A 26,150-nucleotide genomic window follows, 5' to 3' on the forward strand; every position below is an offset into this window, starting at 1 on the left:
TAGACTGCCGCCATGCATGTGCTGCTGTTGGAAGACGATCTGGACCTGGGGCAGGCCATCCTGAACGCCCTGCGGCAGGAAGGACTGTCGGTGCTCTGGCACCGCACGGCCGAAGGGGCTCAAGGGCTGGAGACCACGGGCATCGACGCCGTGCTGCTGGACCTGGGCTTGCCGCAGGCGGACGGCATGGACTTGTTGCGCGGCTGGCGCAGGGCCGGCTGGCTGGTGCCCGTCATGGTCATCTCGGCCCGTGCGGAGTTGCCGCAGCGCCTGGCGGGTCTGGACGGGGGGGCCGACGACTACCTGCCCAAGCCCTTCGCCATGGCCGAGCTGATTTCACGCCTGCGTGCGCTGCACCGCCGGCAGGCACGCCAGGCCAGCGAGCGCTGGCGCATCGGAGCGCTGGAGATCGCGCCCAGGGACAACCGCGTCTGGGTCGATGGTGTGTCGGTGGAGCTGTCCGGCCGGGAGTTCCAGTTGCTCGAAGCCCTGGCGCGCAGCCCGGACGCGGTGGTGTCCAAGAGCGCCCTGGGCCGGCGTCTGCAGCCGCTGGGTGAGCCCCTGGAGGGCAGCGTGATCGAGGTCCACATGTCCAACCTGCGCCGGAAAATCGGCGCGCACCGCATCCGCACCTTGCGGGGTGTGGGCTACCAGCTGATCGCATGAAGCCGTGGTTGAGGCCTTCCCTGTTGCGGCGCACTGTGCTCGCGCTGCTGGCGGCGCTGTTGCTGGTCTGGGTGGTGCTGTCGCTCAAGGACTTCTGGACCTTCAAGCAGGATGTGCGGGACCGCGAGTCGTTCGGGAAGATTGCCCGGGCGACGCTCAACGCCTTGCAGGGTCTGGACGAGCCGCAGGCCCGCGTGGCCCTGCTGGCGGCCGACCGGCAGTACAACGAGCTGAGGCGAAATGCCGAGAACGCGGCGCCTGGTGCGTTGCTGTTCCAGCTGCGCTCTGCCCAGGGGCGGGTGGTCTACGAGTCCGAAGGGGGCATGCCACCGGATGCGGCCGGTGACAGCCGTTCGGGAGAGACCGAACACCGGGGAATCCGCTACTGGGTGATGGAGCAGGAGGACGCGCGCTGGCGGCTGGTGGTGTGGGTGCCGGTGATGAGCGACGCCACCGCCATGGCCCTGATCGGTCGGGACATCCTGGGCTATCTGCTGCTGGCCCTGCCTTTCGTGGTGCTGCCGATGGCCCTGGCGGTGTGGCTCGGGCTGCGGCCCCTGCGCTCGCTGACGCGCCAGATCGCGCGCCGGCCACCGGACGATCTGACGCCCTTGCAGGAGCCGACCGGATATGTGGAACTGGCGCCGCTGGTCGAGGCTGCCAATGTGCTGCTGGAACGCTCGCGCCACCAGCGAGAGCTGGAACAGTCCTTCGTGCAGGACGCCGCGCACGAGCTCAAGACACCGCTGGCGGTGGTGGCGGCGCAGGCCCACGTGCTGGCCCATGCGCGCGACGAAGCCCAGCGCCAGGTGGCGCAGCAGGCGCTGGAGCAGGGCGTGCAGCGCGCCTCGCACCAGGTCAACCAGTTGCTCATGCTGGCGGCGCTGGAACATGCGACGCTCAAGCCACCGCAGGCGGTCGATCTGGTCGAGATGGCGCGCGAGACGCTGATCGAGCTCGAGCCGCTCGCCTCGGGTCGGGGGAGCACCCTGGCCCTGCAGTCACCTGACCAGATGGTGGAATCTGTGGACACGGAAGCCCTGCGGCTGGCGCTGGTGAACCTGGTGCGCAACGCCATCCAGCACGGGGCCGACGCTGGGTCGGTCGAGGTGTCGCTGAAGCGGCAAGGTGGCCGGGTGAACCTGGAGGTGGCCGACGACGGCCCCGGCATTCCGGCCCACGAACGCCTCCTGGTGTTTGATCGCTTCTACCGCTCCGGTTCGTCCGGATCAAAAGGCAGTGGCCTGGGGCTTGCGATCGTGCAGCGGGCCGCGCAGAGGCTGAACGCCCAGGTGTCCATTGCCGACCGGCCCGGCGGGCAGGGAACTGTGTTCATGGTGACGTGGCCTGCGGCGGCCTGAACCTCGTCCGGTGTTCCATTCCTGAACATTCGCGGTCCCACCGCGCGTGGCATGGAACTTGTTGGAGGATGGATCCTTCCCGGAGACAAGACATGACCCCACGCCCCACCCTCACCCTGCGGCGCCTGAACGCCGCGCTGCTCATGGCCCTGGCCGGCACGGCCGGCGCCCAGACCCTGCAGGAGGTCGTCGTCAGTGCCTCGCGGCAGGAACAGCAGAGCTTCGACGCACCGGCCTCGGTGCAGGCCGTCGGCCGGGTAGCCATCGAGGCCGCGGGCCCGCGCGTCAACCTCTCCGAGGTGATGACCCGGGTGCCCGGCATCACGGTGCTGAATCGCCAGAACTACGCGCAGGACCTGCAGCTGTCGATCCGCGGCTCGGGCTCGCGCTCGCCGTTCGGCATCCGCGGCGCCAGGCTCATCGTCGACGGCATTCCGGCCACCATGCCCGACGGCCAGGGCCAGGCCTCGACGATCAGCCTGCCCTCGGCCCAGCGCATCGAGGTGCTGCGTGGCCCGCTGGCCCAGCTCTATGGCAACTCGGCCGGCGGTGTGCTGCAGGTGTTCACCGCCGACGGCCCGGCGAAGCCCGAGGTCCGGTTCAGCGTGGACGCGGGCTCCGACCAACTGCGCCGCTACGGCCTGCAGGCCGCGGGGCAGAGCGGTTCGTTGAACTACGTGATCGACCACAGCGACTTTTCCACCGACGGCTGGCGCACCAACAGCGCAGCGAAACGAAAGCACACCAACGCCAAGCTGCGCTGGTCGGCCAGCGAGCAGACGAAAGTCACCCTGGTGGCCAATGCGTTTGACCAGCCCGAATCGGGCGACCCGCTGGGCCTGACGCGCGAACAGTTCGAGGCCAACCCACGCCAGGCGGTGCCGAACTCCACGCTGTACAAGGCCGGCAAGGACGTGTCGCAGAACCAGGTCGGACTGGTGGCCGAACACCAGCTGGATGCGAAGAGCGAGCTCTCGGCACGGGTGTACGCGGGCGAACGCGACCTGGACAACCGGCTCTCGATCCCGCTGGTGGCGCAGACCTCGCCGACTGCGGCGGGCGGCGTGGTGCAGCTGGACCGCAGTTACAGCGGCACCGGCCTGCGCTACGCGCGGCGCATCGCAGCCGGCGAAGGCGAGGTTCGGTTGAGCGCGGGGCTGGATGTGGAGCGCATGAGCGAGCGCCGCCGCGGCTTCATCAACAACTTCGGCGAGCAAGGCGAGCTCAAGCGCGACGAGGACGACAGCGTCGACAGCACGGGCGTCTACACCCAGGCCGACTGGGCGATCAACGAAGGCTGGAGCGCGGTGGCCGGCCTGCGCGCCAACCGGGTGAGCTTCCGGGTGCAGGACTTCTTCGTGCGCCCCGGCAACCCGGACGACAGCGGCCGTGCGGAGTTCAGCGCCACCAACCCGGTGATCGGCCTCACCCGCCACCTCAGCGCCGACACCAACGTCTACGCCAACGTGGGCCGCGGCTTCGAGACGCCGACGCTGACCGAGATCGCCTACACCGCCGACGGCAGCGGGCCGAACCTGGCCCTCAAGTCCGCACGCAGCACGCACGTGGAACTGGGCCTGAAGACGAAGCTGGGCGAAGGCCAGCGGCTGGACGCGGCGCTGTTCCACATCGGCACCAGCGACGAGATCGTGGTGGCGTCCAGCAGCGGCGGGCGCACGGTCTACACCAACGCGGGCAAGACCAGCCGCTCAGGCATCGAGCTGGCGCACAGCGCGCAGTGGAGCCCCGAGTGGCGCACGCACCTGGCGTTTTCCACGCTGAACGCGCGCTTCGACCAGGCCTTCACCAGCAGCAGCGGGGCCACCGTGGCCAAGGGCAACCGCATCCCCGGCACGATGAACCGCACGCTGTTCGGCGAAGTCGCGTGGCAGCCGCGCGCCTGGCCCGGCTTCACCGCCGCGCTGGAGGCGGTGCACCGCGGCTCGATGGTGGTGGACGATGTGAACAGCGACCGCACCGACGCGGCCACGCTGTTCAACCTGCGCCTGGGCTGGGAGCAGAAGCTCGGCGCCTGGACGCTCAAGGAGTACCTGCGCGTCGACAACCTGGCCGACAAGGCCACCGTCGGTTCGGTGATCGCCAACGACGGCAACCGCCGCTTCTTCGAGCCGGCACCGGGCCGGCAGTGGGGCCTGGGAGTGACCGTCGGTTACGCCTTCTGAAGCGAGCGAGCCCCCACGCTCCGCCGCTTCGCGGGTCGCTGCCCCCCAAGGGGGCGGATCCGGCTTGGGGCGGCCCGGCGCCGGATCGCCTGGCTTACAGCCCCGGCTTCTGCAAGGCCTTGAGCACTTCCGTCTGGAAGTCCGGGCCCTCGGCGGCGGCCATGAAGGTGTCGATGCTGCCGTCGAAGCGCACCGTGCCCTGGTGCAGCAGCAGCAGGCGGTCGGCGGTCTTCACTTCTTCGATCAGGTGCGTGGCCCAGAGCACAGCCAGTCCCTGCGCGCTGCACAGGCCGCGCACCGTGTCCAGCAGCTGCTGGCGCGAGGCCGGGTCCAGGCCCACCGTGGCCTCGTCCATCAGCAGCACGCGCGGCCGGTGCAGCAGCGCGCGCACCAGCTCCACCTTGCGCCGCGTGCCGCCCGAGAGGCTGCGCACCACGGCCTTCGCCTGGTCCTGCAGGCCAATGGCAGTCAGCTGCGCGGCTATGCGCTCACGCGCCGTCTGGCGCGGCAGCCCGTGCAGGTCGGTGTGGAACAGCAGGTTGGCCATCACCGTCAGGTCCAGATCGAGCGCGCTCTGCTGGAACACCACGCCCAGGCCCGCGAGCGCGCGCGCCGGGTGCTGGCGCATGTCCTGACCGAGCACCGTGATGGCGCCCTGGTCGGGTGTGAACAGCCCGGTGAGCAACTGCAGCAGCGTGGACTTGCCGGCCCCGTTGGGGCCGAGCAGCGCCACCATCTCGCCGGGCCGCAGCGACAGGCTCACGCCCTTGAGTGCGGCTTTGCCGCTGTAGGCCTTGTGCAGACCTTCGGCCTGGAGCACGGTGTCGGAGGCGGGCGGTGTGGGTTCGGTCATGAGGCGGTTTTGGCCAGCAGGTTCATGCGCGCGAGCAGCTTTTTCTCGCGCTCGACCGTGGCGAGCACGGCCTGGCGGTAGTCGCGCGTGCCCAGGTAGTCGAGCGACTGATCGTAGCGGGCGAGGGCGCCCGCATGGCGTTCGCTGAACATGGCCTTGTGGAACACGTCGTGCAGCTTCTGGATGACCGCGGGCGGCGTGGTGGCCGGCGCGGCCAGGCCCCAGGGCGAGGTGTAGACCGCCTGCGGGTAACCCAGCTCGCGCATGGTGGGCGCGTCGGGCCAGCGCGGGTTTCGCGTGGCATTGAAGGTGGCGAGCAGGCGCATCTGGCCTTTCTCCACCCAGGGCGCGAAGCCGGTGGAGTTGACGCCCGCCATGATCTGCGCGCCAGCGATGGCCAGCATCTGGTCGGCCGTGCCCTTGTAGGGCACGTGCACGTACTTCACGTTGTGCTGCAGCAGGATCTCTTCCATCGCCAGGTGGGCGGTGGTGCCGATGCCGGTGGAGCCCATGATCAACTCGCCGGGGTGCTTGATGGCCCAGTCGATCAGCTCGGTGACTGTTTTGAACGGGCTGCTGGCCGGCACCAGCAGGCCGAAGCTCACGCCCGACACCTGCAGGATGGGCGCGAGGTCGGTGAGCGGGTCCCAGGGCACGTGGTTCATCAGGGCGTGCCTGTAGACGGTGATGGGCACCTGGCCGATGGTGTGGCCATCGGGCTCGGCGGCCTTCAGGGCGGGTGCCACCAGCGTGCCGGCCGCACCGGGCTTGTTGACCACCACCACCGGCTGGCCCAGCAGCGGTTCGGCCTCTTCGCAGAGGATGCGGATCGTCAGGTCGGTCTGACCGCCCGCGGGCCAGGGCACCATGAGCTGCAGCGGCTTGCTGGGGAAGGGCGCCTGTGCCCTCGCCAGCGGCGCCGCCGACGCCAGGGCCATCGCGCCGGCCTGCCACAGGAAGCCGCGGCGCGAGGGGTGGGCGGCGGGTTGTGTGTCACGGCTCAGGGTTATCCCTGTGTCATTTTTGAACGCTGGGAACAGCGGTGTGTGTCTCATGGCGGGGCCTGATAGTCTCCTGTCCCTCGGAGCTCCCTCGGGACAGGGGATGTTGAGGCAAATTCTGTTCCAGTGACAGCCACCGCTGCACTGGCACCGAATTTGCACATTGCTCGCGCGCCCGAGGTGCCGAGCCACCCGGTCGCGACCCGACACAACATCAAGGAGACAAACCCATGGCCCTTTGTGCCACCGCGTTCCGCCGTTCCCTGCGCCCCCTCACCACGGCCCTGTGCGCCGCGGGCGCCACACTCGCCTTCGGCCTCCCGGCCCACGCCCAGAGCAAGGTCTACGTGTCCAGCGAGAAGGACAACAAGCTCTATGTGTTCAACACCGCAGGAGAGCGGCAAGGCGCCATCGACGTCTGCAAGCGCCCGCGCGACATGAAGTTCAATGGCGACGGTTCGCAGATCTACGTGATCTGCGGTGACAGCAACGCCATGGGCGTGGTGGACGTGGCCGGCGGCAAGCTGGCCGGCACGGTGCCGCTGGGCGAAAGCCCCGAGATGTTTGCCCTCAGTCCCGACGGCAAGACGGCCTACGTCTCGGTGGAGGACGACAGCGTGCTGGGCGCCTACGATGTTGTGGGCAAGAAGCCGCTGTTCGAGGTCAAAACCGGGGGCGAACCCGAGGGGGTGCTGGTCACGCCCGACGGCAAGACGGCCTACGTGACTTCCGAAGTGGCCAACGTGGTCCACGTGATCGACCTGGGCACGAAGAAAGTGACCAAGAACATCAAGGTCGGCAAGCGCCCGCGCCGCTTCGTGATGTCGCCCGACGGCGGCGAACTGTGGGTCACCAACGAACTGGATGCGACCGTGAGCGTGGTCGACACCAAGACCCACACCGAAAAGCAGAAGATCAAGTTCGAGGTCAAGGGCATGCGGGCGGCCGACATCACGCCGGTCGGCATGGCCATCAGTCCCGACGGCAAGAGCATGTGGGTGGGCCTGGGCCGTGCCAACCACGTGGCCGAGGTGGACGTGGCGAGCAAGGCGGTGAAGAACCAGATCCTGGTGGGCAAGCGCGCCTGGGGCCTGGGCTTCACGCCGGACGGCAAGACGCTGTTCGTGGCCAACGGGCTGTCGGACGACATGACGCTGGTGGACACGGCGTCGGGCAAAGCACTGAAGACAGTGCCTGCAGGCCGAGTTCCACACACCGTTCTCGTGAGCAAATGACGTTGCATCCGAGCAGACCTCTGCGTGCCCTGCTGGGCGCACTCGCGCTGGCAGCGGCGTTGCCGTCGCTGGCGGCCACGAAGCTCACCATCGCGGTGGTGTCGCTCGACGGCGATCCGCGCCACGCGCCGCGGCGCCTGGAGAAGGCCTACCCCGGTCATCCGACCGGGCGCGCCATCGACGGCGTGCGGCTGGCGGCCGAGGATTCGGCGTTTGAACTGGACGCCGCCGGCATCGCGCTGGAGGTGAGGGATGTGGTGCTGCCGAACGCGGCGGGCCTGGGCAAGGCGCTGGCCGAACTGAAGGCGGCCAAGGTGCAGCACGTGGTGGCCGACCTGCCGGCGGCCGAGCTGCGCGCGCTGGTGCAGGCGGCGCCGGCCGCGCTCGGTGGCGCCATCGTGTTCAACGCCGCGGCCGACGACGACGCGCTGCGCGGCGCGCAGTGCGCGGCCCATCTGCTGCACACCGTGCCGAGCCGCGCCATGCTCAGCGACGCGCTGGCGCAGTACCTGGCCGCGCGCAACTGGCGCAAGGCCCTGGTGCTGCAGGGCCCGCTGCCGGGCGACGCGCTGCTGGTGGACGCCTTCAACCGCTCGGCCAAGCGCTTCGGTGTCAAGGCCACCTCCACCAAACCCTTCAAGCTCACCGGCGACCCGCGCGAGCGCGACCTGGGCAATGTGCGCCTGCTCACCGGCAGCGACCGCGAGCACGAGGTGGTGGCCGTGCTCGACAGCGACGGCGAGTTCGCGCGCACCGTGCCCTATGCCACGCAGTTGCCACGGCCGGTGGTGGGCGCCAGCGGCCTGGTGGCCGTGCCCTGGCACCCGCTGTGGGAGCGCAACGGCGGCCCGCAGCTCTCGCGCCGTTTCGCCAAGGAGCACAAGCGCCCGATGACCGGCCACGACTGGGCCGCCTGGATCGCGGGCCGTGCGGTGGCCACCGTGCTGGTCGACCTGCCGAAGGCGCCGGTGGCCCAGCAGCTCAAGGCCCTGCGCGGCGGGCCGGTGGCGGTGGACGGCTTCAAGGGGCCGCGTCTGTCATTCCGCGCCTGGGACGGTCAGCTGCGCCAGCCGATCTTCCTCAGCCATGTGGACGGCGTGATCGGCACCGCGCCGCTGGACGGCGTGCTGCATCCCAAGGAAGTGATGGACACGCTGGGCGTGGACGAAGCGGAAAGCGCATGCAAGCAGCGACCCTGAACACCCCCGACCCGGCGCCCGCCCTGCTGCCGCACCTGCTGCGCGCCCTGCGTGCGGTGGTGGGCCGCGAGATCGGCCGCTTCCTGCGCCAGCCCTCGCGCCTGGGCTCGGCCCTGGTGCGGCCGCTGCTGTGGTTCGTGGTGTTTTCTGCCGGTTTCCACAACGTGTTCGGCGTGGCGATCGCGCCGCCCTACGAGACCTACGTCGAATACAAGGAATACATGGTGCCCGGCCTGCTGGGCATGGTGGCGCTGTTCAACGGCATGCAGAGTTCGCTGTCCATGGTCTACGACCGCGAGATGGGTGTGATGCGCCTGCTGCTGACCGCGCCGCTGGCGCGCGGCTGGCTGCTGGCCTTCAAGCTGCTGGCGGGTACCGCGCTGTCGGTGCTGCAGATGGTGGTGTTCCTCGCCATCGCCTGGGCCTTCGGCGTCGAGCTGCCGCTGCTGCACCTGCCGGCCGCGCTGCTGGCCATGGTGTGTGGCGCGGTGATGTTGGCTTCGGTGGGGCTGGTGCTGTCGGTCTACGTGAAGCAGCTGGAGAACTTCGCCGGCACCATGAACTTCGTGATCTTCCCGATGTTCTTCATCAGCCCCGCGTTGTACCCGCTGTGGAAGCTCGAGGAGTCGGGTGCCTGGTGGCTGCTCAAGCTGGCCCAGGCCAACCCCTTCACGCACGCGGTGGAGGCGATCCGCTTTGCGATGTACGGGCAGTTCAACAGCACCGCCTGGGCGGTGGTGCTGGGCTGCACGGTGGTGTTTTTTGTCGCCGCGCTGTGGGGCTACGACCCTCAGCGCGGATCGATCAGCAAGAAACCTGGCGGTTGAGCCAGGACCGGAGATCCAGTGATGCGCCTTGCCTCCAACCGCCGTCAATGGCTGCTGTCGACCGCCGCGCTGATCGGTGGATCTGCACTGGCGCAGGACGACCAGACCGGCGGCGATCCGCTGGGCTCCATGCAGTACCCCAGCCTGCGCGAGCAGACCATCGGCAAGGCCACGGCGAAGTTCAGCGACGCGGTGATCGTCAAGGGACCGGCCTTTGCAGACGACGCGATGAACGTGCCGCTGCTGGTGGACGCGCGGGGCCTGTCCGCTGTCGGTGGCGGGGTGGTGCGCATCAAGGTGTCGGTGGACCGCAACCCGGTGCGCCAGGTGCTGGACTTCGAGCCCCTGCAGGCACTGCCCATGCTGGCCTTCCGCATCCGCATGGAACAGGCCTCTCCGGTGCGTGCCTTCGTGCAGACGCGCGATGGCCGGTGGCATGTGGGCAGCACCTGGGTGCAGGCGGCCGGCGGCGGCTGCACGGTGCCGGGCATCACGCGCGCCGACGGGTCGTGGAGCAAGACGCTGGGCCAGGTGCAGGCGCGCTTCTTCAACAACGTGATCGAGGGCAGCCGCCGCCTGCGGCTGCGCGTGATGCACCCGATGGACACCGGCCTGGTGGCCGGCATCCCCGCCTTCTACATCGAGCAGATGGAACTGCAGGACCCGGGCGGCCAACCCTGGTGGCGGCTCGCGCTGCACGAGCCGGTGTCGGAGAACCCGCTCATCACCTTCGAGCTGCCGCCGCAGTCGCCGCCGGCCTTCCGCCTGATCGGCCGCGACAACAACGGCAACCGCATCGACGCGGAGGTGAGGGCATGAGACGCCTGGGCGTGGCCACGCTGTGGACGCTGGCGGCATCCGCGGCATTGGCGCAGCCGGTGACCGTGCCTCCGTTCGCCTCCAAGCCCGACATGGCGCGGCTGGACTACGACCTGAAGCCACGCCCCATCGCGCCCGGCACCTGGGTGATCGAGGGCGAGGTGGCCGACTTCTCGCGCGCCAACGGCTGCAACATCATCAACACCGCCTTCATCGACACCGGCGACGGCGTGGTGGTGATCAACACGGGCCCCTCGCGCCTGTACGGCGAGCAGCAGCGCCGCGCCATCGAACGGGTCACGAAGGCGCCCGTGCGCAAGGTGCTGCAGCTGAACCTGCACCCCGACTATTTCTTCGGCCACCAGGCCTGGGCCGACCGGCCGACCGAGGCGCTGGCGGGCACCATCGCCGGGGCGCGCGCCGAGGGCGGTGCCTACGCCGACAACCTCTATCGGCTCTGCGGCGACTGGATGCGGGGCACCGAGTCCTCGCCGTCGCGCGAAGCCATCGACCCGAAGGCGCTGCCCCAGACGCTGCAACTGGGCAGCCACCAGCTGGCGCTGATGCGCCTGCACGGCCACACGGCCGACGACCTGGTGGTGCTGGACACCAGCACCGGCGTGCTGTTCGCGGGCGGCCTGGTGTTCACCGAGCGTGTGCCGACCACGCCGCACGCCGACTTCGCCGCCTGGCTGGCCAGCCTGGACACGCTGGAACAGCTGCTCGCCAGCGGCCAGGCGAAAACCGTGATGCCCAGCCATGGTCCGGTGCACGAGGGGCTGGCCGGCCTGCGGCAGACGCGCGACTGGCTGCAGTGGCTCACGGCGCTGATGCAGACCTCCGCCGAGCGTGGACTGGACCTGGGCGAGGTGCTGCGCACGCCGGTGCCCGAGCGCTTCGCGAAGTGGGCCGCGCAGCCAGCGGAACTGCAGCGCTCGCTGACCCAGTGGTACCCGCGCTACGAGCAGCGGGTGCTGGTTGCGCCCGCCAGGTGACCCATTTTTGAACAGTGTCACAAAGGTGTCCCGGTCACCGTCGCTTCATTGGCGCAGTTGAGACGCGCAGGGACCACTTCCAGGGTGTCCGAGCCGTCCAAAAGTCGGTGTAAACCCTAGGCATTTCGGGGCCCTGCCGCTGGCACGGATGTTGCCAATTCCTTTGCGTGATGTGTACGCCAGGCACCGGAGGGTCGGAGCCACGAGCGGTCCGGCGGCACCCACCACAGAAAAGCCATCAACCCTCGAACGAGCAGGAGACCCACAGTGAAACGCACCCTACTGAGCCTTTTGGTCATGGCCGCCACGGCCCACGTCAGCGCCCAGGGCGTGACCGACGCCATGATCGCCAACGACGCCGCGACGCCCGACAACGTTCTGAGCTGGGGCCTGGGCACGCAAGGCCAGCGCCACTCCACCCTGACGGGCATCAACGCCAAGAACATCAACAAGCTGGTCCCGGTGTGGTCCATGTCCTTCGGCGGCGAGAAGCAGCGCGGCCAGCAGAGCCAGCCGCTGGTGCACAAGGGCAAGATGTTCGTGACCGCGTCCTACTCGCGCATCTACGCGGTGGACAGCAAGACCGGCAAGAAACTCTGGAAGTACGAACACCGTCTGCCCGAGGGCATCATGCCCTGCTGCGACGTGATCAACCGCGGCGCCGCGCTGTACGACAACCTGGTCATCTTCGGCACGCTGGACGCCCAGCTGGTGGCCCTGGACCAGGACACCGGCAAGGTGGTCTGGCGCGAGAAGATCGACGACTACTCTGCGGGCTACAGCTACACCGCAGCCCCGCTGATCGCTGAAGGCCTGCTGCTGACCGGCGTGTCCGGCGGTGAGTTCGGCGTGGTCGGCCGCGTGGAAGCGCGCGATCCCAAGACCGGCAAGATGGTCTGGACGCGTCCGGTGGTCGAAGGCCACATGGGCTACAAGGACGGCAAGGAAAACGGCATCACCGGTACCACCAACGCCTCCTGGCCGGGCGAAACCTGGAAGACCGGCGGCGCGGCCACCTGGCTGGGCGGCACCTACGACCCCAAGACCGGCCTGGCCTACTTCGGCACCGGCAACCCCGGCCCCTGGAACAGCCACGTGCGCAAGGGCGACAACCTCTACTCCGCCTCCACCGTCGCCATCGACGTGAAGTCGGGCCAGATCAAGTGGCACTACCAGTCCACGCCGAACGACGGCTGGGACTACGACGGCGTGAACGAGTTCGTGACCTTCGACATGGACGGCAAGCGCGTCGGTGCCAAGGCCGACCGCAACGGCTTCTTCTATGTGAACGACGCCGAGACCGGCAAGCTGCTCAACGCCTTCCCCTTCGTGAAGAAGGTGACCTGGGCCACCGGCATCGACCTCAAGACCGGCCGTCCGAACTACGTGGCCGACAACCGTCCGGGCGACCCGACGGCCGCTGGCGGCGATGGTTCCAAGGGCAAGGCGGTGTTCTCTGCGCCGGGCTTCCTGGGCGGCAAGAACCAGATGCCCATGGCCTACAGCCCCAAGACCGGCCTGTTCTACGTGCCCACCAACGAATGGGGCATGGAGATCTGGAACGAGCCCATCACCTACAAGAAGGGCGCGGCCTACCTGGGCGCCGGCTTCACCATCAAGCCGCTGTTCGACGACCACATCGGCTCGCTGCGCGCGATCGACCCGAAGACCGGCAAGGTGGCCTGGGAAGTCAAGAACGAGGCCCCGCTCTGGGGTGGCGTGCTGACGGCCGGCGACCTGGTGTTCTGGGGCACGCCCGAGGGCTACCTGAAGGCCGCCGACGCCAAGACCGGCAAGGTCGTGTGGCAGTTCCAGACCGGCTCCGGCGTGGTCGCGCCTCCGATCACCTGGACCGAAGGCGGCGAGCAGTATGTCTCGGTCGTCTCCGGCTGGGGTGGCGCGGTGCCGCTGTGGGGTGGTGAAGTGGCCAAGAAGGTCAACTTCCTGGAACAGGGCGGCTCCGTCTGGACCTTCAAGCTGACGAAGTGATTTCCCTCTGCGCCGCTGAGCGGCTTCCCCCTTGAGGGGGGACCACACCTGAGGCCCGGCCAGGCCGGTTCCTCGGTGTGTGCTGGATGGGGCTCCAGACGTCCTTTGTCACGCTGGGCTCCCGTCCATTTTTTCGTCTGTGTTTTTCTGGTTTCTGATCATGCGCACCCTTCTTCTCCTCTCCAGTCTTGTTCTCGCCACCGGCGCTGCCCACGCAGTCGATGAAGCCGCTGCCATCGAAATCGCCAAGAACAACGGCTGCCTCTCCTGCCATTCGGCCAAGGAAAAGATCGTCGGCCCCGCCTACAGCGATGTGGCCGACAAGTACCGCAACGACAAGGACGCCGTGGCCAACCTGGTCCAGTCGATCCAGTACGGCAGCAAGGGCAAGTGGGGCCGCATCCCCATGCCCGCCCACCCGAACATGAGCGCGGCCGACATCAAGACCCTGGCGCAATGGGTCATGACCGCCAAACACTGACCGCGCTGGCCGCGGTGCTCTGCATGGGCGCTGCGGTGGCACAGCCGGCCCTGCCCGAGGGCGAGAAGTCCCTCGTGGCGGTCACGCGCGACGGCCAGCGCACCCGCATCGGCACCGTGACCTTCGGTGCGCCCAGCGGTGGCCGGACCCGCTTCCAGGTGAAGATGGACCATGCGGTGATGCGCGACCACTTCCTCTCGATGCGCGAATTCAAGTGCCTGCCGGCGGCACCGGAAATCACCTGCTTCGTACCCTATCCGTATCCGCACCCGGGCTCTGTTGGCGCCGGCGACCTCGCCTGGCTCGAGCACAACCTGCTGTTCTTCTTCAAGCAGCCGGCCGACTTCGGCGCCAAGCTTTGGAACGGCATCATCTTCAAGTTCGCACCGACGCCGACCGGACTGGTGGGCACACCGCAGGCGGTGGACCTCAACCGCATCGGCGTGCCGCCCGAGAAACCCGACGAGCCACCTTACGGCCGGTTGGACCGGGACGACTTTGCACCCGGTGCGCGCTGGGTGCAGGAACTCCGGATCGAGTGAGCTGCGTGCGGACGGACGGTCCGCACGCCTGCCTCAATCCTTGTCGCAGTCCGACTTGCCTGCCTCGGCACAGTCGTCGTCGCTGTCGTCCGAATCGTCGTCGTGGTCGTCTCCGTCGTCATGCTCGTCGCCATCGTCATCATGGCAATCGGACTTGCCGGTGGCGGTGCAGTTGTCGTCGTCCGCGTCGTCATCGGAGTCGTCGTCGCCGTCCTCGATCTTGACGCGGCTGGCCACCAGGACGCCGTTGGCCATGGTTCCGTAGACCTCGACGCGCATGCCCACCGCCAGCGTGCTGGGTGCTCCGCTGGCGTCCACGGGGATGCCGTCCACACTGAAGCTGGTGGGGCTGGTGTAGGCCGTGACGCGCCCTTCGAGTTCGTTCGGATTGGCGTTGTCGTCGTCGCGGTCGTCGCTGTCGTCGAATTCGACCTTGCTCGCCTGCAGCGTGCCGTTCACCATCTGGCCATGGACTTCCACCCGGCTGCCGGTGGTCATGCCCTGGGGCGTGGCGCTGGAGCCGCTGGCATCCACCGGAATGCCGTCGACGCTGAAGCGTTGCGGGCTCTCGAAACTCGTCACGGTACCTGTCAGCGAGCGGTCACTGGCGGTGCTGCTGTCGTTTCCTCCCCCGCCCCCACAGGCGGCCAGACCGGCGATGAGCATGGAGGCGGTCATCAGCCGCAGGGCGGCCATGGGGAAGCGGATCAGCGTGGTGGTGGCTGGCGTCATGGTGGAGGGTCCTCGGTGTAGTTGTGAACGACGGTCGGGCGACACATGCCGGCACGGTGGGGAGGGGCCGCCCGCGTCGGTGCAGAAGATCGCGGGCTCGCCTTAAGGCAGGCTGAAATGGGGAGCAGTTTTTCAATGCTTACCTTCGGTTGCGGACCGTCTGGCCAGGGACTCCGTTCGTAACAAACGGACACGGTGGGTGGTACCCGGGCGGGTAGCATCGCCGCACCGTCAACCACACAGGAGAACCATCATGAAGACCCCGCACCACCTTTCTTTCGCCCGTGGCCTGCTCGCTGTTGCCGCAGTGGCCTGCATGGGCACCGCCTCGGCGGCCGATGTGGTCGTGACCGTCGGGACCACCCCCCCGACCGCGCCGACCACTTCGCCATCGGCCCGCCAGCAGGAACTCGTCATGCAGCTGGCCAAGGCGGACCTCAGCAAGCAGGGCATCACCGAGCCGACCACCGAGCAGATGGCCCTGGCGGCGAGCAATGTGCAGGCGCTGCGCGACAAGGGCATGGGCTGGGGCGCGATCGCCAACAGCCTGGGCCTGCGCCTGGGGGCGGTGGTCAGTGCCGCCAAGCGCGCCGACCAGGCCGAGAAGGACGCCCTGCGCAAGACCAAAACCCCACGTGACACTGTGACCACCGAGACGCCGGACCAGACCACCGTGGGTGTGGCGCTGGGCCGGCCAGCCGATGCGGGCAAGGGCCGCAGCGACGGCGCCGGTAATTCGGGCGGCGGCAAGGGCGGTGGCAGCGCCAGCGGCGGCGGCAACAACGGCGGCGGCCAGGGTGGCGGCAATGCCGGCAACGGTGGCGGCGGCAAGGGTGGCAGCAACGCCGGTGGCAACGGTGGCGGCAATGGTGGCGGCAACGGCGGCGGCAACGGCGGCGGCAACGGCGGCGGCAACGGCGGCCGCGGCAAGAACTGACCCCCTCGGCGGGCCGGCTGCTCAGCGCAGCAGTTCGGCCTGCAGCACGCCGCCGGTCATGAAGCCCTGCGGCACCTTCTCCTCGCGCTCGAACTTCACCAGGCCCTGGCCTCTGCAATACCACTCGCGGCTGATCAGCGGCACGTCGGTGAAGCCGTTCACCGGGTCGGTGTAGAGGTTCAGCCGGGCCTGGCCCACCACCCGCAGGCAGGGCCGGTGCTCGCTGCCGTCGGCCAGGGTCACCACGTCGTCCACCGCCTCGATGCGCCAGGTCATCTGGGCCTTGTGCGTGTGCTTCAGGTCGCGCGGGTGTTCGTTCCTGCGTTGCAAAAGGTAAGGCACGGTGACCGTGGTCCACTCCGTGCCCACCTGGTAGGGCGCCTTGAGCACCCAGACCGGTTCCGCGTCGGGGGTCGGTTCGCTGTCGATGTCCGTGCGGATGGCGACGCGGCGCACCCCTTGGTCATCGGCCTTCAGGTAGTAGCTCACGCCGGCCGAGTGGTGTCGCACAGCGACCGGCTGCTCCTCGAACACCGCAGGTTCGTCGACGCGCATCAACCATTCTTCGGCCTCGCGCGGCTCGTCCATCCGGTAGATCACGGCCAGCGTCTGCTCGGCGCCGACACGCAGCGGAAACCACTCGTTGCCCAGATCACGACCCGAGCAGCCCGACAACATCAGCAGCGCCGCGACGGTAGGCGCCAGCCACCAGTCGTCCCGTGGAACCGGCTTTGCCGGGCCACAGGGACGGTCCCCCTCCCGCCGAAGGCGAGAGAGGGGGAAGACGCGAAGCGGCGCAGGGGGTGTCATCATTTCTCAGGCAGCTGCGCGCGTGGCAAATCTCTGAGCTTGATCTCGACCTTGTCGTTGGCGGCGGGGCGCAACCACGCCAGACCACCCTGGCCGCGCCGCGGCTCGGTCTCGCCGAGCTGCGTGTTGCCGTCGCGCGCTTTCTTGATGCCGTCACCCAGGATGCGGTGCAGGTCCTTTTCGTAGGGCAGTTTGAATTGGCGCGGCATCGCCAGCGGTGCGTCGTCCTTCATGGGGTGTACCCAGAGAAAGATCGCCCCTTCGTGGCCGCGCCCCGGGCTGGGTTCGTCGAACACGGCCGACAGCAGCACGAACTGGCGTGGCAGCTCGTCCTCGGCCGGCCAGCCGGCCAGGCCGCGGAAGGTCTGGAACGAGAACACATAGAAGCCGCTGACCAGCACGACCAGCGAGGCCTTGAGGCCCCAGTGCCAGCGCGTGCCCAGGCACAGGACCAGCAGCAGGAAGGCCAGCAGCGCGTAGACGATGGCCAGCAGCAGCAACTGGGAAGAGACGGCAGGAATCATGGTTCTTGTTGTGTGTGGGAGGTCAGAGCCCGGCGCGCTGCACGATGGTCTTGGGCGAAGTCGAGAGCGCCAGCACCTGTCCCGTCTCGTCCAGCGTGAAGCGCACCAGGGTGCGCTCGTCGCCCTTGCGGGGAATCTGCTGGGTGCCGGTGTAGACGATCTCCGCCTGCGGGTTGACCTTCACCACGGCCACTGTCACGTCCACCGGCTGCTGGTCGCCGCTGTCGTAGTAGTGGGCGTTCACCACGTACTCGCCCGGCACGATGCCACGCAGGGTCACGATCTCCTGGCGGATCGCGCTGGTGATCAGCTTGCCGTTGACCAGCACGCTGTTGTTCTTGGCGCCCCTGTCGTCGCGGTCCAGGTGCAGCATGCCTGCGTCGCGCTGGCGGAACCACAGCGTCTTGCCGCCGGGTTCGAGCACCCAGGTGTCCACGTCGTTGGGGTTGTTGTCGGGCCACGAAACCGTGACCATGAATTCGGCCTTGGCGGGCACGTCGCCCGCCTTGCGCGCCTGCGGGTTGAAGGCCAGGATGGCGATCACGAAACAGAAGACGAAGGCGATCAGCATGTTGAACAACATGTCGTAGAACGGATCGGCCTCGGTGTCACGGACCGGCCGGCCGATCGCCATCGTGTCCTCCAGGAGCGGCCTTCAGCGACAGGGCCAGCGCGTCGGCCACCAGCGCGTCGGCAAAGCGGTCCAGCCGCATCAGCTGCAGGCCCAGCAGGATGTTGCCGGTCAGGCCGGTGACGGTGGTCAGCAGCGCGATGCCCAGTCCTCCGGTCAGGCTCTTGAGCAGCTGCGCGCTCTGGCTGGGGTCGAAGCTGTCCATCCGGCCCAGCTGCAGCGCGAGGATGGAAAAGCCGATCACCTTGCCCAGCAGGCCCAGCTTCAGCTGGATGCCGTTGAGCCACCAGGCCATCTCGTGCGGGCCGTGCGCGCGCTCGCCCAGCACCTGCAGCCAGGACGCCCGGTCGGCACCGGGCTGTCCGGTGCCCTGCAGGAACTCGCTGCTCCAGCCCTGCGCCCGACCCGCGTCGAGCGCGCTGCGCTGGCGGCCCAGCTCCCAGGCGCGCTGTCCGGTCCAGAGCGAGCAGCCGATGAACAGCACCACGATCACCAGCGTGAGGTGCGTCGGGTCGGCCTCCACCAGCCGGTGCCAGGCACCCGCCTGCCACAGCAGCCAGCCCGCGAACACGAGCAGGCCCATGTAGGCCAGCCAGAGCAGGAACAGACCCTGGTCGGCGCGCTCGATGTTCAGCGACGGCCGCGCCGCGCCGGGCAGGCGCCGCACCAGCAGCGCTCCGAACATGCGGTGGGTGGATGTGGTGCTCATGCGCCCGGATGCAGCGCTCTGGACTCCGCATCGCTGCGGAACACGATGGGGATGTTGCGGCGTTTGGGCGCGTCGCGCACCACCGCCACCACTTTCTCGTGGTGGGCGGACTTGCTGCACACCGGGTCGGTTTCGGCCGCGTCGCCGGTGAGCAGGAAGGCCTGGCAGCGGCAGCCGCCGAAGTCCTTGTGGCGCTCGTCGCAGCTGCGGCAGGTGGGCTTCATCCAGGCGTCGCCGCGGTAGGTGTTGAATGCGTTGCTGCGCTGCCAGATGTCGGCAACCGAAACGTCCTTCACGTTCGGCAGCTGCAGGCCGGGCAGGTCGCGCGCGTTGTGGCATGGCATGGCCAGGCCGTCGGGCGCAATGGACAGGAACACCGCGCCCCAGCCGTTCATGCAGGCCTTGGGTCGTTCCTCGAAATAGTCGGGCACCACAAAGAGCACGCGGCACTTGTGGCCCGAGGTCCTGGCGTCCTGCTCGGCACGGAAGGCGTTGACCTCGGCCTCGGCGATCTGCAGCTCCTCGCGCGTGGGCATGAGGTGGTCGCGGTTGATCCAGGCCCAGCCGTAGTACTGGGTGTTGGCCAGCTCCAGGTACTCGGCCTCCAGCGCCACGGCCATGTCGATGATCTTGCGCACGTGCGGCAGGTTGTGCCGGTGCAGCACGCAGTTCATGACCATCGGCCAGTCGTGCTGCTTGATCAGCTTGGCCACCCGCTGCTTGAGGTCGAAGGTCTTGGTGTGGCTCAGGAAGTCGTTCAGCTCCTTGGTGGAGTCCTGGAACGACAGCTGCACGTGGTCGAGCCCGGCGTCCTTGAGCTTCTGCGCACGCGCGGGCGTCAGGCCCACGCCGGAGGTGATGAGGTTGGTGTAGTAGCCCAGGCGGTGGGCTTCCTGCACCAGCTCTTCGAGGTCGTCGCGCAGCAGCGGCTCACCACCGGAGAAACCCAGCTGCGCCGCGCCGAGCTTGCGCGCCTGCGTCATCACGTCGACCCACTGCGCGGTGCTGAGCTCGTCGCGCACCTGCGCATGGCTCGTCGGGTTGTAGCAAAACACGCAGTGCAGCGGGCACTGGTAGGTCAGCTCCGCCAGCAACCACAGAGGCGGGCCGGCGGGGATGGGCGTTGCGCTCAGAAGATCAGTCGATCCAGCCACGGCGTTGGCCCTCTTCGAGCAGGTTGCGGACTTCCGGGCCGATGCCCTGCGCGTTGAACGCGGCCTCCAGCTCGTTCACGATGGCGTCCACGGAGCGCTCGCCGTCGCAGCGCTTGAGGATCTCGGCCGCGCTCGGATTGAGCTGCACCATGCCTTCCGGGTAGAGCAGCACCCAGCGCGACTGCGCTTCTTCGTACTGCAGCCGGAAACGGCGCGAGAGCTTGGGGTGTTCGGGCAGGGAGGGTGTCATTGACACGCCTTTTCAATCGCGTCGAGCATGGTCCACAGAATGTCCAGCTTGAACTGCAGGATGTCCAGCGCGTGGTACTGCTGCTCGCGGCTCTGGAAGTGCGCCAGCGTCACGCGCAGGCCGTGTTCCACGTCGCGGCTGGCCAGCGGGATGCGGCTGCGGAAGTAGGCCAGGCCATTGGATTCGATCCAGGGATAGTGGGTCGGCCAGGTGGCCAGGCGGTCCTTGTGGATCTGCGGTGCGAACATCTCGGTGAGCGACGAACACACCGCTTCCTGCCAGGGCGCGGTGGCGGCGAAATGCACATAGGCATCGCAGGCGAAGCGCACCGCGGGCACCACGTGCTGCAGCGACCACAGTTCCTCGCGCGAGATGCCCACAGCCTCGCCCAGGCGTGTCCAGGCCTCGATGCCGCCGGCGGCCGAGCCCTGGTGGTCGCCGTGTCCGTCGTGGTCGAGGATGCGCTCCACCCACAGGCGGCGGTGCTCGCGGTCGGGCATGTTGGCCAGGATGGCGGCGTCCTTGCGCGGGATGCAGATCTGGTAGTAGAAGCGGTTGGCCACCCAGCAGCGGATTTCATCGGGCGTGCAGCCGCCCGAGTTCATGCGCACGTTGAACGGGTGGTGGATGTGGTAGCTGCGGCCCTTGTCGCGCAGCTGGGCCTCGAACTCTTCGGCGCTCCAGGCCGGCAGGCCTGCGTGGGGTCGGGGGTGGCGGGCGATCTCCATGGCGTGCTCAGAAAGAAATGTCCATGCCGTCGTGGGACACCTCGATGCCGTGCTGCGTCAGCAGCGCGCGTTCGGGCGAGTCTTCCACCAGCATGGGGTTGGTGTTGTTGATGTGGATGAGAACCTTGCGCACGCCCGCAGGCAGGCGGTCCAGCTGTTCGATCATGCCGCCCGGGCCGCTTTGCGGCAGGTGCCCCATGTCGAGCGCGGCCTTGGGCGAGAGGCCCAGGCGCTGCATTTCGTCGTGGGTCCAGAAGGTGCCGTCGACCAGCACCACCGCGCAGCCGCTCATGAGGTCGATCAGCTCGTCGGTGACCTCGGCCAGGCCAGGCGCGTAGAAAGCCTTGGCATCGGTGGCGGGGTTGGTGATCAGCAGGCCGATGTTGTCGCCCGGGCGGGGGTTGCCACGGAAAGGCGAGTACGGCGGCGGCTTGGACGAGAGCGAGACGGTGTGCAGCCGCAGGCCGGGCAGGGCGGCGATGTGCACCGCACTGCCGTCGATGGGCAGTTCCTGGCGCGCCGTGTCGCAGTAGTGCGAGAGGATGCCGGTGATCGGGAAGCCGCTGCCGATGTCGGAGAAGACCTCGGGCGTGGCCAGCAGCGGCAGCGGCGTCTTGCGCTCGCGCAGCATCAGCAGGCCGGTGACGTGGTCGATCTGCGCGTCCATCAGCAGCACGGCGGCGATGCCGCTGTCGCGGATGGCTCGGCCCGGTTGCAGCTCGGGGTTGTCGCGGATCTGGGTGAGGATGTCGGGCGAGGCGTTGACCAGCAGCCAGTCCTGGCCGTTGTCACTCACCGCGATCGACGACTGGGTGCGTGCGCGGGCCTTGAGCGTGCCGCTGCGCAGGCCGCTGCAGTTGGGGCAGTTGCAGTTCCACTGCGGGAAGCCGCCACCGGCGGAGGAACCAAGAACGCGGATGCGCATAGACTGGATTGGGAAAAAAAAGGCGCACGTGTGCGAACACCCGTGCGCCTGAGTTCGCTCGTCGCCGGTGGTCAGCGGTTGGCGATGTACATCGTGATTTCAAAACCGAAACGCAGGTCGGTGAAGGCGGGAGTGGTCCACTGCATGTCTTGTCTCCAGAAAAAGGTTGGCATGAATCGTGACTGCTGACCTGCCTGCACTGTTGCAGTCCAAGCCGCACCCGATGATCAGCAAAAACGATGCCACCGCACAAGCTCCCTGGCGACGCCAGTGCGACCTCGGGCTGGCGGCGCCACATCGCATGGCCTGGCACCTTGGGGGAAACCCTGAGGGCGACCCCTGGCTGCTGCTGCACGGCGGGCCGGGCAGTGGCGCGAACGCAGGCCTGCTGGCGCCACTGGATCTGTCGAGGCACCGCGCCATCGCGCCCGACCAGCGCGGCAGCGGCGCCAGCCGCCCGCGTGGCAGCACCCTGCGCAACCACACGGCGGCGCTGGTGTCCGACCTCGAATCCCTGCGGCGGCACCTGGGGCTGGAGCGCTGGTCGCTGTTGGCCGGCTCTTGGGGGACGGTGCTCGCGCTGGCCTATGCACAGGCGCATCCCCAACGGGTGCAGCGGCTCGTGCTGCGCGGGGCCTTCGCGCTGTCGCGGCGGGAGATCGGGGATCTGTTGCAGGGGCGCGCATCAGGGAAGACCCTGAGTGCGCCGCGGGCCTTCTGGCCGGTGTCGCGCGGCGTGGCACTGTCCGCCTTGCTGGCCCGTCTGCGTCAGTTGCTCCAAACCGGTACACCCGCTGTTGCAGCCCTGCGCGCAGCGCGGCGCTGGGCGTTGCTCGAGTCGCGCGCCGCGGCCCGGGGCCAGTGGCGCGCGTTGCTGGGGGTCGAGGGGGCAGAGGCGGCCGGACTCCGTGCGGTCTGGGCGGGACAGCGGCGCCGCGAGCGGCGGCTGAGCGCCGGGTTCCGGCACAGGGGCGACCGCATCGACCCCACGGACAGGGCGCTGCTGCGCAAGTTCCGCATCCAGTCGCACTACCTGCTGCGGCGCGGCTTTGTGCGGCCGGGCGGGCTGGACTGTGCGGTGCGGGCGGTGGCGCTGGCGGGCGTGCCGGTGGACTGGGTGCATGGTGCGTTCGACGCCGTGTGTCCGCCGCAGAACAGCCGGCGCTGGCAGGCGCAGATGGCGCGCCTGGCGCCCGGACGTTCGTCGCTCACGCTGACCCGCGCCGGGCATCTGGGCCACGAGCCGCGGACGCTGGCCGCGCTGCGTGAGAAGGTGCGGCGGTCATGAGGCTGGGTGTAAAGACCTGGTGTCGCCGGGCGCTGACCGCGCTGCTGCTCGGGCAGGCGGGGTTGGTGCTGGCGGCCACGGACTGCGATGGTCTGGAGCCGGTGCCCTGGCGCGCCGTGGCGCCGGGCGCCTGGGTCTGGCTGCCGCCGGACGGGGGCGACGTGTCGGCCGACAACGCCGGTCATGTGGTGACCACCAGCGCGCTGGTGTCGGGTCGGCAGGCACTGGTGATCGACCCTGGTCCCAGCCACCTTCACGGCGAGCGTGTGCGGCGTTCGCTGGCCTGCCGCTTTGGCGCGCAGGTGCGCTGGATCGTCAACACCCACGCGCACTCCGAGAACGTGCTGGCGAACTCGGCCTTTGCGGCCGACGTGGCCGCCGGGCGAACACAGATCCTGGCCACCGCAGCCACCCGCGAAGGCATGGCGCTGCGCTGCCCGGACTGCCTGGCCAGCCTGACCCGGCGCGTGGGCGAGGCCCGCATGACCGGCACGCGGATCGTGCTGCCCACGCGCACGCTGTCCGAGGGCGAGGTGCTGCGGCTGGGCCGCTGGCGGCTGCGGGTGATGCGGGTGGAGCACGCCCACACCGAGGGCGATCTGGTGTTGTGGGACGCGCAGCATCGCGTGGTGTGGGCCGGCGGGCTGGTCTACCAGAACCGCGTACCCGAACTCGCGCAGGGTCAGCTGGACAGCTGGATCGCGGCGCTGGACCGCCTGCAGGCCCTGGCGCCCAGGCAGGTGATCGCCACCACGTGGTCGGTCGCCTCGGCCTCGGAACCACCACCCGCGCTGCAGGACACGCGCGCCTACCTGGGGGCGCTGCGCGAGAAAACCTTGCAGGCCATGGAGGAGGGCGCGCAGCCGCAGGAGACCGACCGCGTCGCCTTGCCGGCCTTCCGCGACTGGGCGGGCTACAGCGCGCGGCACGGCTTCAACGTGCTGCGCGCCTGGCGCGAATTGGAGCCGGTGTGGATGGACCGCCAGCCCTCAGCTCAGGAGGTCGGGCGGTAGCAGGTGTTTCTTGCGGTAGATGGTGTTGCGCGAGACGCCCAGCGCCTTGGCCGCGGCCGACACATTGCCGCCGTGCAGGCGCAGCATCTGCGCCATCGCGCTCAGCGCCACGTCCTGCAGCTTCTGTCCGTCCACCGTGGGCTCGGGCATGGGCGGGGCGCTCGGGACTTCGGGCAGCGCGGCGTCGGCCGTGGGCACCGGCGTGCTCAGGCGCTGTGCCACCGGGTGCGGCAGGCCGTGCTCCAGCTCTTCGAGGAAGTCGTCGGGCAGATGCTCCATGTCGATCACGCCGGCGCAGCCAACCATGACCACCGCCGTGCGCAGCAGGTTGTGCAACTGGCGGAAGTTGCCCGGCCAGTGGTAGCGCTTGAAGATGTCCATCACCCGCGGCGCGATGCCAATGTGCTGGCCGTTCTCGCACAGCGACTTGACGATCTTCTGCACCACCAGGTCGAAGTCGGTGCGCTCGCGCAGCGCCGGCAGCCGCACCACCAGGCCGTTGAGGCGGTAGTAGAGGTCCTCGCGGAAGTCGCCGCGCGCGATCATGTCCTTGAGGTTCTTGTGCGTGGCGCTGACGATGGCCACGTCCACGTCGACCTCCTTGCCAGCGCCCAGCGGGCTCACCCGCCGCTCCTGCAGCACCCGCAGCAGCCGCGCCTGCAGGTGCTTGGGCATGTCGCCGATCTCGTCGAGGAAGAGCGTGCCGCCGTTGGCCTGCAGGATCTTGCCGATCGAGCCCTTCTTGCGCGCGCCGGTGAAGGCGCCTTCCTCGTAGCCGAACAGCTCCGATTCGATCAGCGTGTCCGGGATCGAGGCGCAGTTGACCGAGACGAAGGGCTGGCCCGAGCGGTTGGAGTCGCCGTGAATGGCCTGGGCCAGCAGGTCCTTGCCGGTGCCGGTCTCGCCCAGGATCATCACCGGGATGTCCTTGCCCGAGACCATGCGCAGTTTGTGGATCACGGCCGACACCTGCGGGTCGCCGGTGTCCAGGTACTGCAACGTGGACAGGTGCGGCTTGCGCGGCACGACTTTGGCCACCGGCTGGGCCGGTGCGCTCGCGGCCTGTTCCTCGGCCTGCTGCGGCGTGACCGGCGCAGGGCGGCCCGCGTTCCATGGATTGGCCGCCTTGATCTTGACGCGGCACCAGACGGCCACGCCGTTGTGCAGAACCAGCTGCTTGGGCGTGGGCAGGGTGCCGCTGAACAGGTCGATCAGCGAGGAGATCGGGATACCGAACAGCGAAGAGAAGGTGTGGGCCTTGAGGGCCGCGAAAGGCAGGCCGATCTGGAACTGCGCGCTGCGGTTGGCCGAGATGAAACGGCCCTCGGGCGAGAACACCGCGATGCCTTCGACCAGTGTGCCCAGGAACTCCGAGCGGGTGTGGAAGTGCACCCGGATCGCCTTCGGGAAGATGTCGGCGAACATGTGGTTCTCGATCATCTGCGCCGACATGCGCACCAGTGCCAGCGTGTGCTGGTGGAAGCTGCGCTGGTCGCCTGTCACGTCCAGCGCGCCGATCACCTGGCCGTAGGGGTCGAAGATCGGCGAGCAGGAACAGGTCAGGAACTTGTTGGCGTTCAGGTAGTGCTGGTTGCCGTGAACGGTCAGCGCTTCCTCTTCGGTCAGTGCGGTGCCGATGGCGTTGGTGCCCTTGGTGCTTTCCGACCAGTCCATGCCGGGCATCAGTGCCACACGCGAGGCCTTCTCCAGAAAGTCGGAGTCGCCCAGCGAGTGCAGCACCATGCCCTTGGCCGAGGTCAGCAGCACCATGCTGTGGGTGTTGGCGATCTGGTCGTAGAGCGTCTCCATCACCGGTGCTGCGTGCTGGAACAGGAAACGGTTCTCGTCCAGGGCGCTGGTCAGGTCGCCGCGCAGCGGGCTGGAGAAGTCGGGCTCGCTGTGTTCGGCGATGCCGAAGGCGCGCGAACGCTGGTGCGACTGGCCGATCGGATCGTGACCGGCCTCGTGGGGGGCGGAAGGCATGCTGACACGCTCTCGGCCGGGTGGCGTGTACATGGCGGCACTCATGTTGTCTCCAGGGTCCGGGGGAAGGCCTCCCCAGTAATCCATCGCCCAGATCGGCTCGATGGGTCCGAACTGTAGGGGGTCGTTGTCGTCGCTGTCCTGACTCATGTGATTTTCTTCATATCTGTGCCACGAATCAACAGTGGGAAATCCCTGAATGAAACAAGGCGTGGCGGGTGCCTCCTTCTGCTACATAGCAAAACCCCGGCCAGCCCTCTGTACCCCGAGCGGGTCACGGTGTGAGACAGGGCAGCCGTCGTGGGACAAAGAGGT

Annotated in this window: 27 protein-coding genes; 14 read left to right on the forward strand and 13 right to left on the reverse strand. The window is 68.6% G+C overall.

What is annotated here, in order from left to right; genetic code table 11:
• Positions 1 to 12 precede the first annotated feature (12 nt).
• The 3 genes from RCO38_RS14625 to RCO38_RS14635 all read left to right on the forward strand — a co-directional run bounded on the left by RCO38_RS14625 (position 13) and on the right by RCO38_RS14635 (position 4,210).
• Complete coding sequence (locus RCO38_RS14625) at positions 13 to 666, forward strand: response regulator transcription factor (RefSeq protein ID WP_308329076.1); 654 nt, start codon at positions 13 to 15, stop codon at positions 664 to 666.
• Positions 663 to 2,027 carry a sensor histidine kinase gene (locus RCO38_RS14630; protein ID WP_308329077.1) on the forward strand — a complete coding sequence of 455 codons (1,365 nt, stop codon included), beginning with the start codon at positions 663 to 665 and terminating at the stop codon, positions 2,025 to 2,027. Before RCO38_RS14625 ends, RCO38_RS14630 begins: the two co-directional genes overlap by 4 nt.
• 92 nt (positions 2,028 to 2,119) lie before the next feature.
• Positions 2,120 to 4,210, forward strand: coding sequence for a TonB-dependent receptor family protein (locus RCO38_RS14635; protein WP_308329078.1), 2,091 nt, complete (start codon positions 2,120 to 2,122; stop codon positions 4,208 to 4,210).
• 94 nt (positions 4,211 to 4,304) lie between these two features.
• On the opposite strand, the gene RCO38_RS14640 is transcribed toward RCO38_RS14635, so the two are convergent.
• On the reverse strand, positions 4,305 to 5,063 hold the full coding sequence (locus RCO38_RS14640) for an ABC transporter ATP-binding protein (RefSeq protein ID WP_308329079.1): 759 nt from the start codon (positions 5,061 to 5,063) through the stop codon (positions 4,305 to 4,307).
• The gene (locus tag RCO38_RS14645; RefSeq protein ID WP_308329080.1) at positions 5,060 to 6,001 is read right to left on the reverse strand and encodes a Bug family tripartite tricarboxylate transporter substrate binding protein; all 942 of its coding nucleotides are present in this window, start codon (positions 5,999 to 6,001) and stop codon (positions 5,060 to 5,062) included. Before RCO38_RS14645 ends, RCO38_RS14640 begins: the two co-directional genes overlap by 4 nt.
• 293 nt (positions 6,002 to 6,294) lie before the next feature.
• On the opposite strand from RCO38_RS14645, the gene RCO38_RS14650 reads away from it, so the two are divergent.
• The 8 genes from RCO38_RS14650 to RCO38_RS14685 all read left to right on the forward strand — a co-directional run bounded on the left by RCO38_RS14650 (position 6,295) and on the right by RCO38_RS14685 (position 14,151).
• Positions 6,295 to 7,299, forward strand: coding sequence for a PQQ-dependent catabolism-associated beta-propeller protein (locus RCO38_RS14650; RefSeq protein ID WP_308329081.1), 1,005 nt, complete (start codon positions 6,295 to 6,297; stop codon positions 7,297 to 7,299).
• The gene (locus tag RCO38_RS14655) at positions 7,296 to 8,498 is read left to right on the forward strand and encodes an ABC transporter substrate-binding protein (RefSeq protein ID WP_308329082.1); all 1,203 of its coding nucleotides are present in this window, start codon (positions 7,296 to 7,298) and stop codon (positions 8,496 to 8,498) included. The genes RCO38_RS14650 and RCO38_RS14655 overlap by 4 nt, the downstream gene beginning before the upstream one ends.
• Positions 8,480 to 9,325, forward strand: a complete 846-nt coding sequence (locus tag RCO38_RS14660) for an ABC transporter permease (RefSeq protein WP_308329083.1) — start codon at positions 8,480 to 8,482, stop codon at positions 9,323 to 9,325. Before RCO38_RS14655 ends, RCO38_RS14660 begins: the two co-directional genes overlap by 19 nt.
• A gap of 21 nt (positions 9,326 to 9,346) precedes the next feature.
• A complete protein-coding gene (locus tag RCO38_RS14665) occupies positions 9,347 to 10,144 on the forward strand; it encodes a quinoprotein dehydrogenase-associated SoxYZ-like carrier (RefSeq protein ID WP_308329084.1) in 798 nt (265 codons plus the stop codon).
• On the forward strand, positions 10,141 to 11,139 hold the full coding sequence (locus tag RCO38_RS14670) for a quinoprotein relay system zinc metallohydrolase 1 (protein ID WP_308329085.1): 999 nt from the start codon (positions 10,141 to 10,143) through the stop codon (positions 11,137 to 11,139). Before RCO38_RS14665 ends, RCO38_RS14670 begins: the two co-directional genes overlap by 4 nt.
• A gap of 297 nt (positions 11,140 to 11,436) precedes the next feature.
• Complete coding sequence (locus tag RCO38_RS14675) at positions 11,437 to 13,128, forward strand: PQQ-dependent methanol/ethanol family dehydrogenase (RefSeq protein WP_308329385.1); 1,692 nt, start codon at positions 11,437 to 11,439, stop codon at positions 13,126 to 13,128.
• Between the two features lie 160 nt (positions 13,129 to 13,288).
• Complete coding sequence (locus RCO38_RS14680; RefSeq protein WP_308329086.1) at positions 13,289 to 13,609, forward strand: c-type cytochrome; 321 nt, start codon at positions 13,289 to 13,291, stop codon at positions 13,607 to 13,609.
• Positions 13,585 to 14,151, forward strand: coding sequence for a hypothetical protein (locus RCO38_RS14685; protein WP_308329087.1), 567 nt, complete (start codon positions 13,585 to 13,587; stop codon positions 14,149 to 14,151). The genes RCO38_RS14680 and RCO38_RS14685 overlap by 25 nt, the downstream gene beginning before the upstream one ends.
• 33 nt (positions 14,152 to 14,184) lie before the next feature.
• Here RCO38_RS14685 and RCO38_RS14690 read toward each other — a convergent pair whose 3' ends face one another.
• Positions 14,185 to 14,883, reverse strand: coding sequence for a DUF5666 domain-containing protein (locus tag RCO38_RS14690; protein ID WP_308329088.1), 699 nt, complete (start codon positions 14,881 to 14,883; stop codon positions 14,185 to 14,187).
• A 253-nt stretch (positions 14,884 to 15,136) separates the two neighbouring features.
• Between RCO38_RS14690 and RCO38_RS14695 the strand changes: the two genes are divergently transcribed.
• Positions 15,137 to 15,820, forward strand: coding sequence for a hypothetical protein (locus tag RCO38_RS14695; protein ID WP_308329089.1), 684 nt, complete (start codon positions 15,137 to 15,139; stop codon positions 15,818 to 15,820).
• A gap of 21 nt (positions 15,821 to 15,841) precedes the next feature.
• On the opposite strand, the gene RCO38_RS14700 is transcribed toward RCO38_RS14695, so the two are convergent.
• The 9 genes from RCO38_RS14700 to pqqA form a co-directional block, all read right to left on the reverse strand.
• A complete protein-coding gene (locus tag RCO38_RS14700) occupies positions 15,842 to 16,498 on the reverse strand; it encodes a hypothetical protein (protein ID WP_308329090.1) in 657 nt (218 codons plus the stop codon).
• Between the two features lie 131 nt (positions 16,499 to 16,629).
• The gene (locus RCO38_RS14705; protein ID WP_308329091.1) at positions 16,630 to 17,154 is read right to left on the reverse strand and encodes a hypothetical protein; all 525 of its coding nucleotides are present in this window, start codon (positions 17,152 to 17,154) and stop codon (positions 16,630 to 16,632) included.
• A gap of 22 nt (positions 17,155 to 17,176) precedes the next feature.
• Entirely contained in the window at positions 17,177 to 17,788 is a 612-nt protein-coding gene (locus RCO38_RS14710) for a hypothetical protein (RefSeq protein ID WP_308329092.1), read from the reverse strand.
• A complete protein-coding gene (locus RCO38_RS14715; RefSeq protein ID WP_308329093.1) occupies positions 17,763 to 18,494 on the reverse strand; it encodes a hypothetical protein in 732 nt (243 codons plus the stop codon). Before RCO38_RS14715 ends, RCO38_RS14710 begins: the two co-directional genes overlap by 26 nt.
• Positions 18,491 to 19,648, reverse strand: a complete 1,158-nt coding sequence (gene pqqE / locus RCO38_RS14720; RefSeq protein WP_308329094.1) for a pyrroloquinoline quinone biosynthesis protein PqqE — start codon at positions 19,646 to 19,648, stop codon at positions 18,491 to 18,493. The genes RCO38_RS14715 and pqqE overlap by 4 nt, the downstream gene beginning before the upstream one ends.
• A complete protein-coding gene (gene pqqD / locus RCO38_RS14725) occupies positions 19,632 to 19,898 on the reverse strand; it encodes a pyrroloquinoline quinone biosynthesis peptide chaperone PqqD (protein ID WP_308329095.1) in 267 nt (88 codons plus the stop codon). The genes pqqE and pqqD overlap by 17 nt, the downstream gene beginning before the upstream one ends.
• Positions 19,895 to 20,626 carry a pyrroloquinoline-quinone synthase PqqC gene (pqqC, locus tag RCO38_RS14730; protein WP_308329096.1) on the reverse strand — a complete coding sequence of 244 codons (732 nt, stop codon included), beginning with the start codon at positions 20,624 to 20,626 and terminating at the stop codon, positions 19,895 to 19,897. Before pqqC ends, pqqD begins: the two co-directional genes overlap by 4 nt.
• A 7-nt stretch (positions 20,627 to 20,633) precedes the next feature.
• The gene (pqqB, locus tag RCO38_RS14735; protein ID WP_308329097.1) at positions 20,634 to 21,551 is read right to left on the reverse strand and encodes a pyrroloquinoline quinone biosynthesis protein PqqB; all 918 of its coding nucleotides are present in this window, start codon (positions 21,549 to 21,551) and stop codon (positions 20,634 to 20,636) included.
• A gap of 71 nt (positions 21,552 to 21,622) precedes the next feature.
• The gene (gene pqqA, locus RCO38_RS14740; RefSeq protein WP_068167214.1) at positions 21,623 to 21,697 is read right to left on the reverse strand and encodes a pyrroloquinoline quinone precursor peptide PqqA; all 75 of its coding nucleotides are present in this window, start codon (positions 21,695 to 21,697) and stop codon (positions 21,623 to 21,625) included.
• A gap of 32 nt (positions 21,698 to 21,729) precedes the next feature.
• Here pqqA and RCO38_RS14745 point away from each other — a divergent pair, with 32 nt between their 5' ends.
• Together RCO38_RS14745 and RCO38_RS14750 are read left to right on the forward strand one after the other, a co-directional pair.
• Complete coding sequence (locus RCO38_RS14745; RefSeq protein ID WP_308329098.1) at positions 21,730 to 22,839, forward strand: alpha/beta fold hydrolase; 1,110 nt, start codon at positions 21,730 to 21,732, stop codon at positions 22,837 to 22,839.
• Entirely contained in the window at positions 22,836 to 23,852 is a 1,017-nt protein-coding gene (locus RCO38_RS14750; protein ID WP_308329099.1) for an MBL fold metallo-hydrolase, read from the forward strand. The genes RCO38_RS14745 and RCO38_RS14750 overlap by 4 nt, the downstream gene beginning before the upstream one ends.
• Here the strand turns inward: RCO38_RS14750 and RCO38_RS14755 are convergent.
• Positions 23,829 to 25,880, reverse strand: a complete 2,052-nt coding sequence (locus tag RCO38_RS14755; protein ID WP_308329100.1) for a sigma-54-dependent Fis family transcriptional regulator — start codon at positions 25,878 to 25,880, stop codon at positions 23,829 to 23,831. The genes RCO38_RS14750 and RCO38_RS14755 overlap by 24 nt on opposite strands.
• Positions 25,881 to 26,150: the final 270 nt, after the last annotated feature.

This window comes from Hydrogenophaga pseudoflava (genome assembly GCF_031020795.1).
Taxonomy (GTDB): domain Bacteria; phylum Pseudomonadota; class Gammaproteobacteria; order Burkholderiales; family Burkholderiaceae_C; genus Hydrogenophaga; species Hydrogenophaga pseudoflava_A.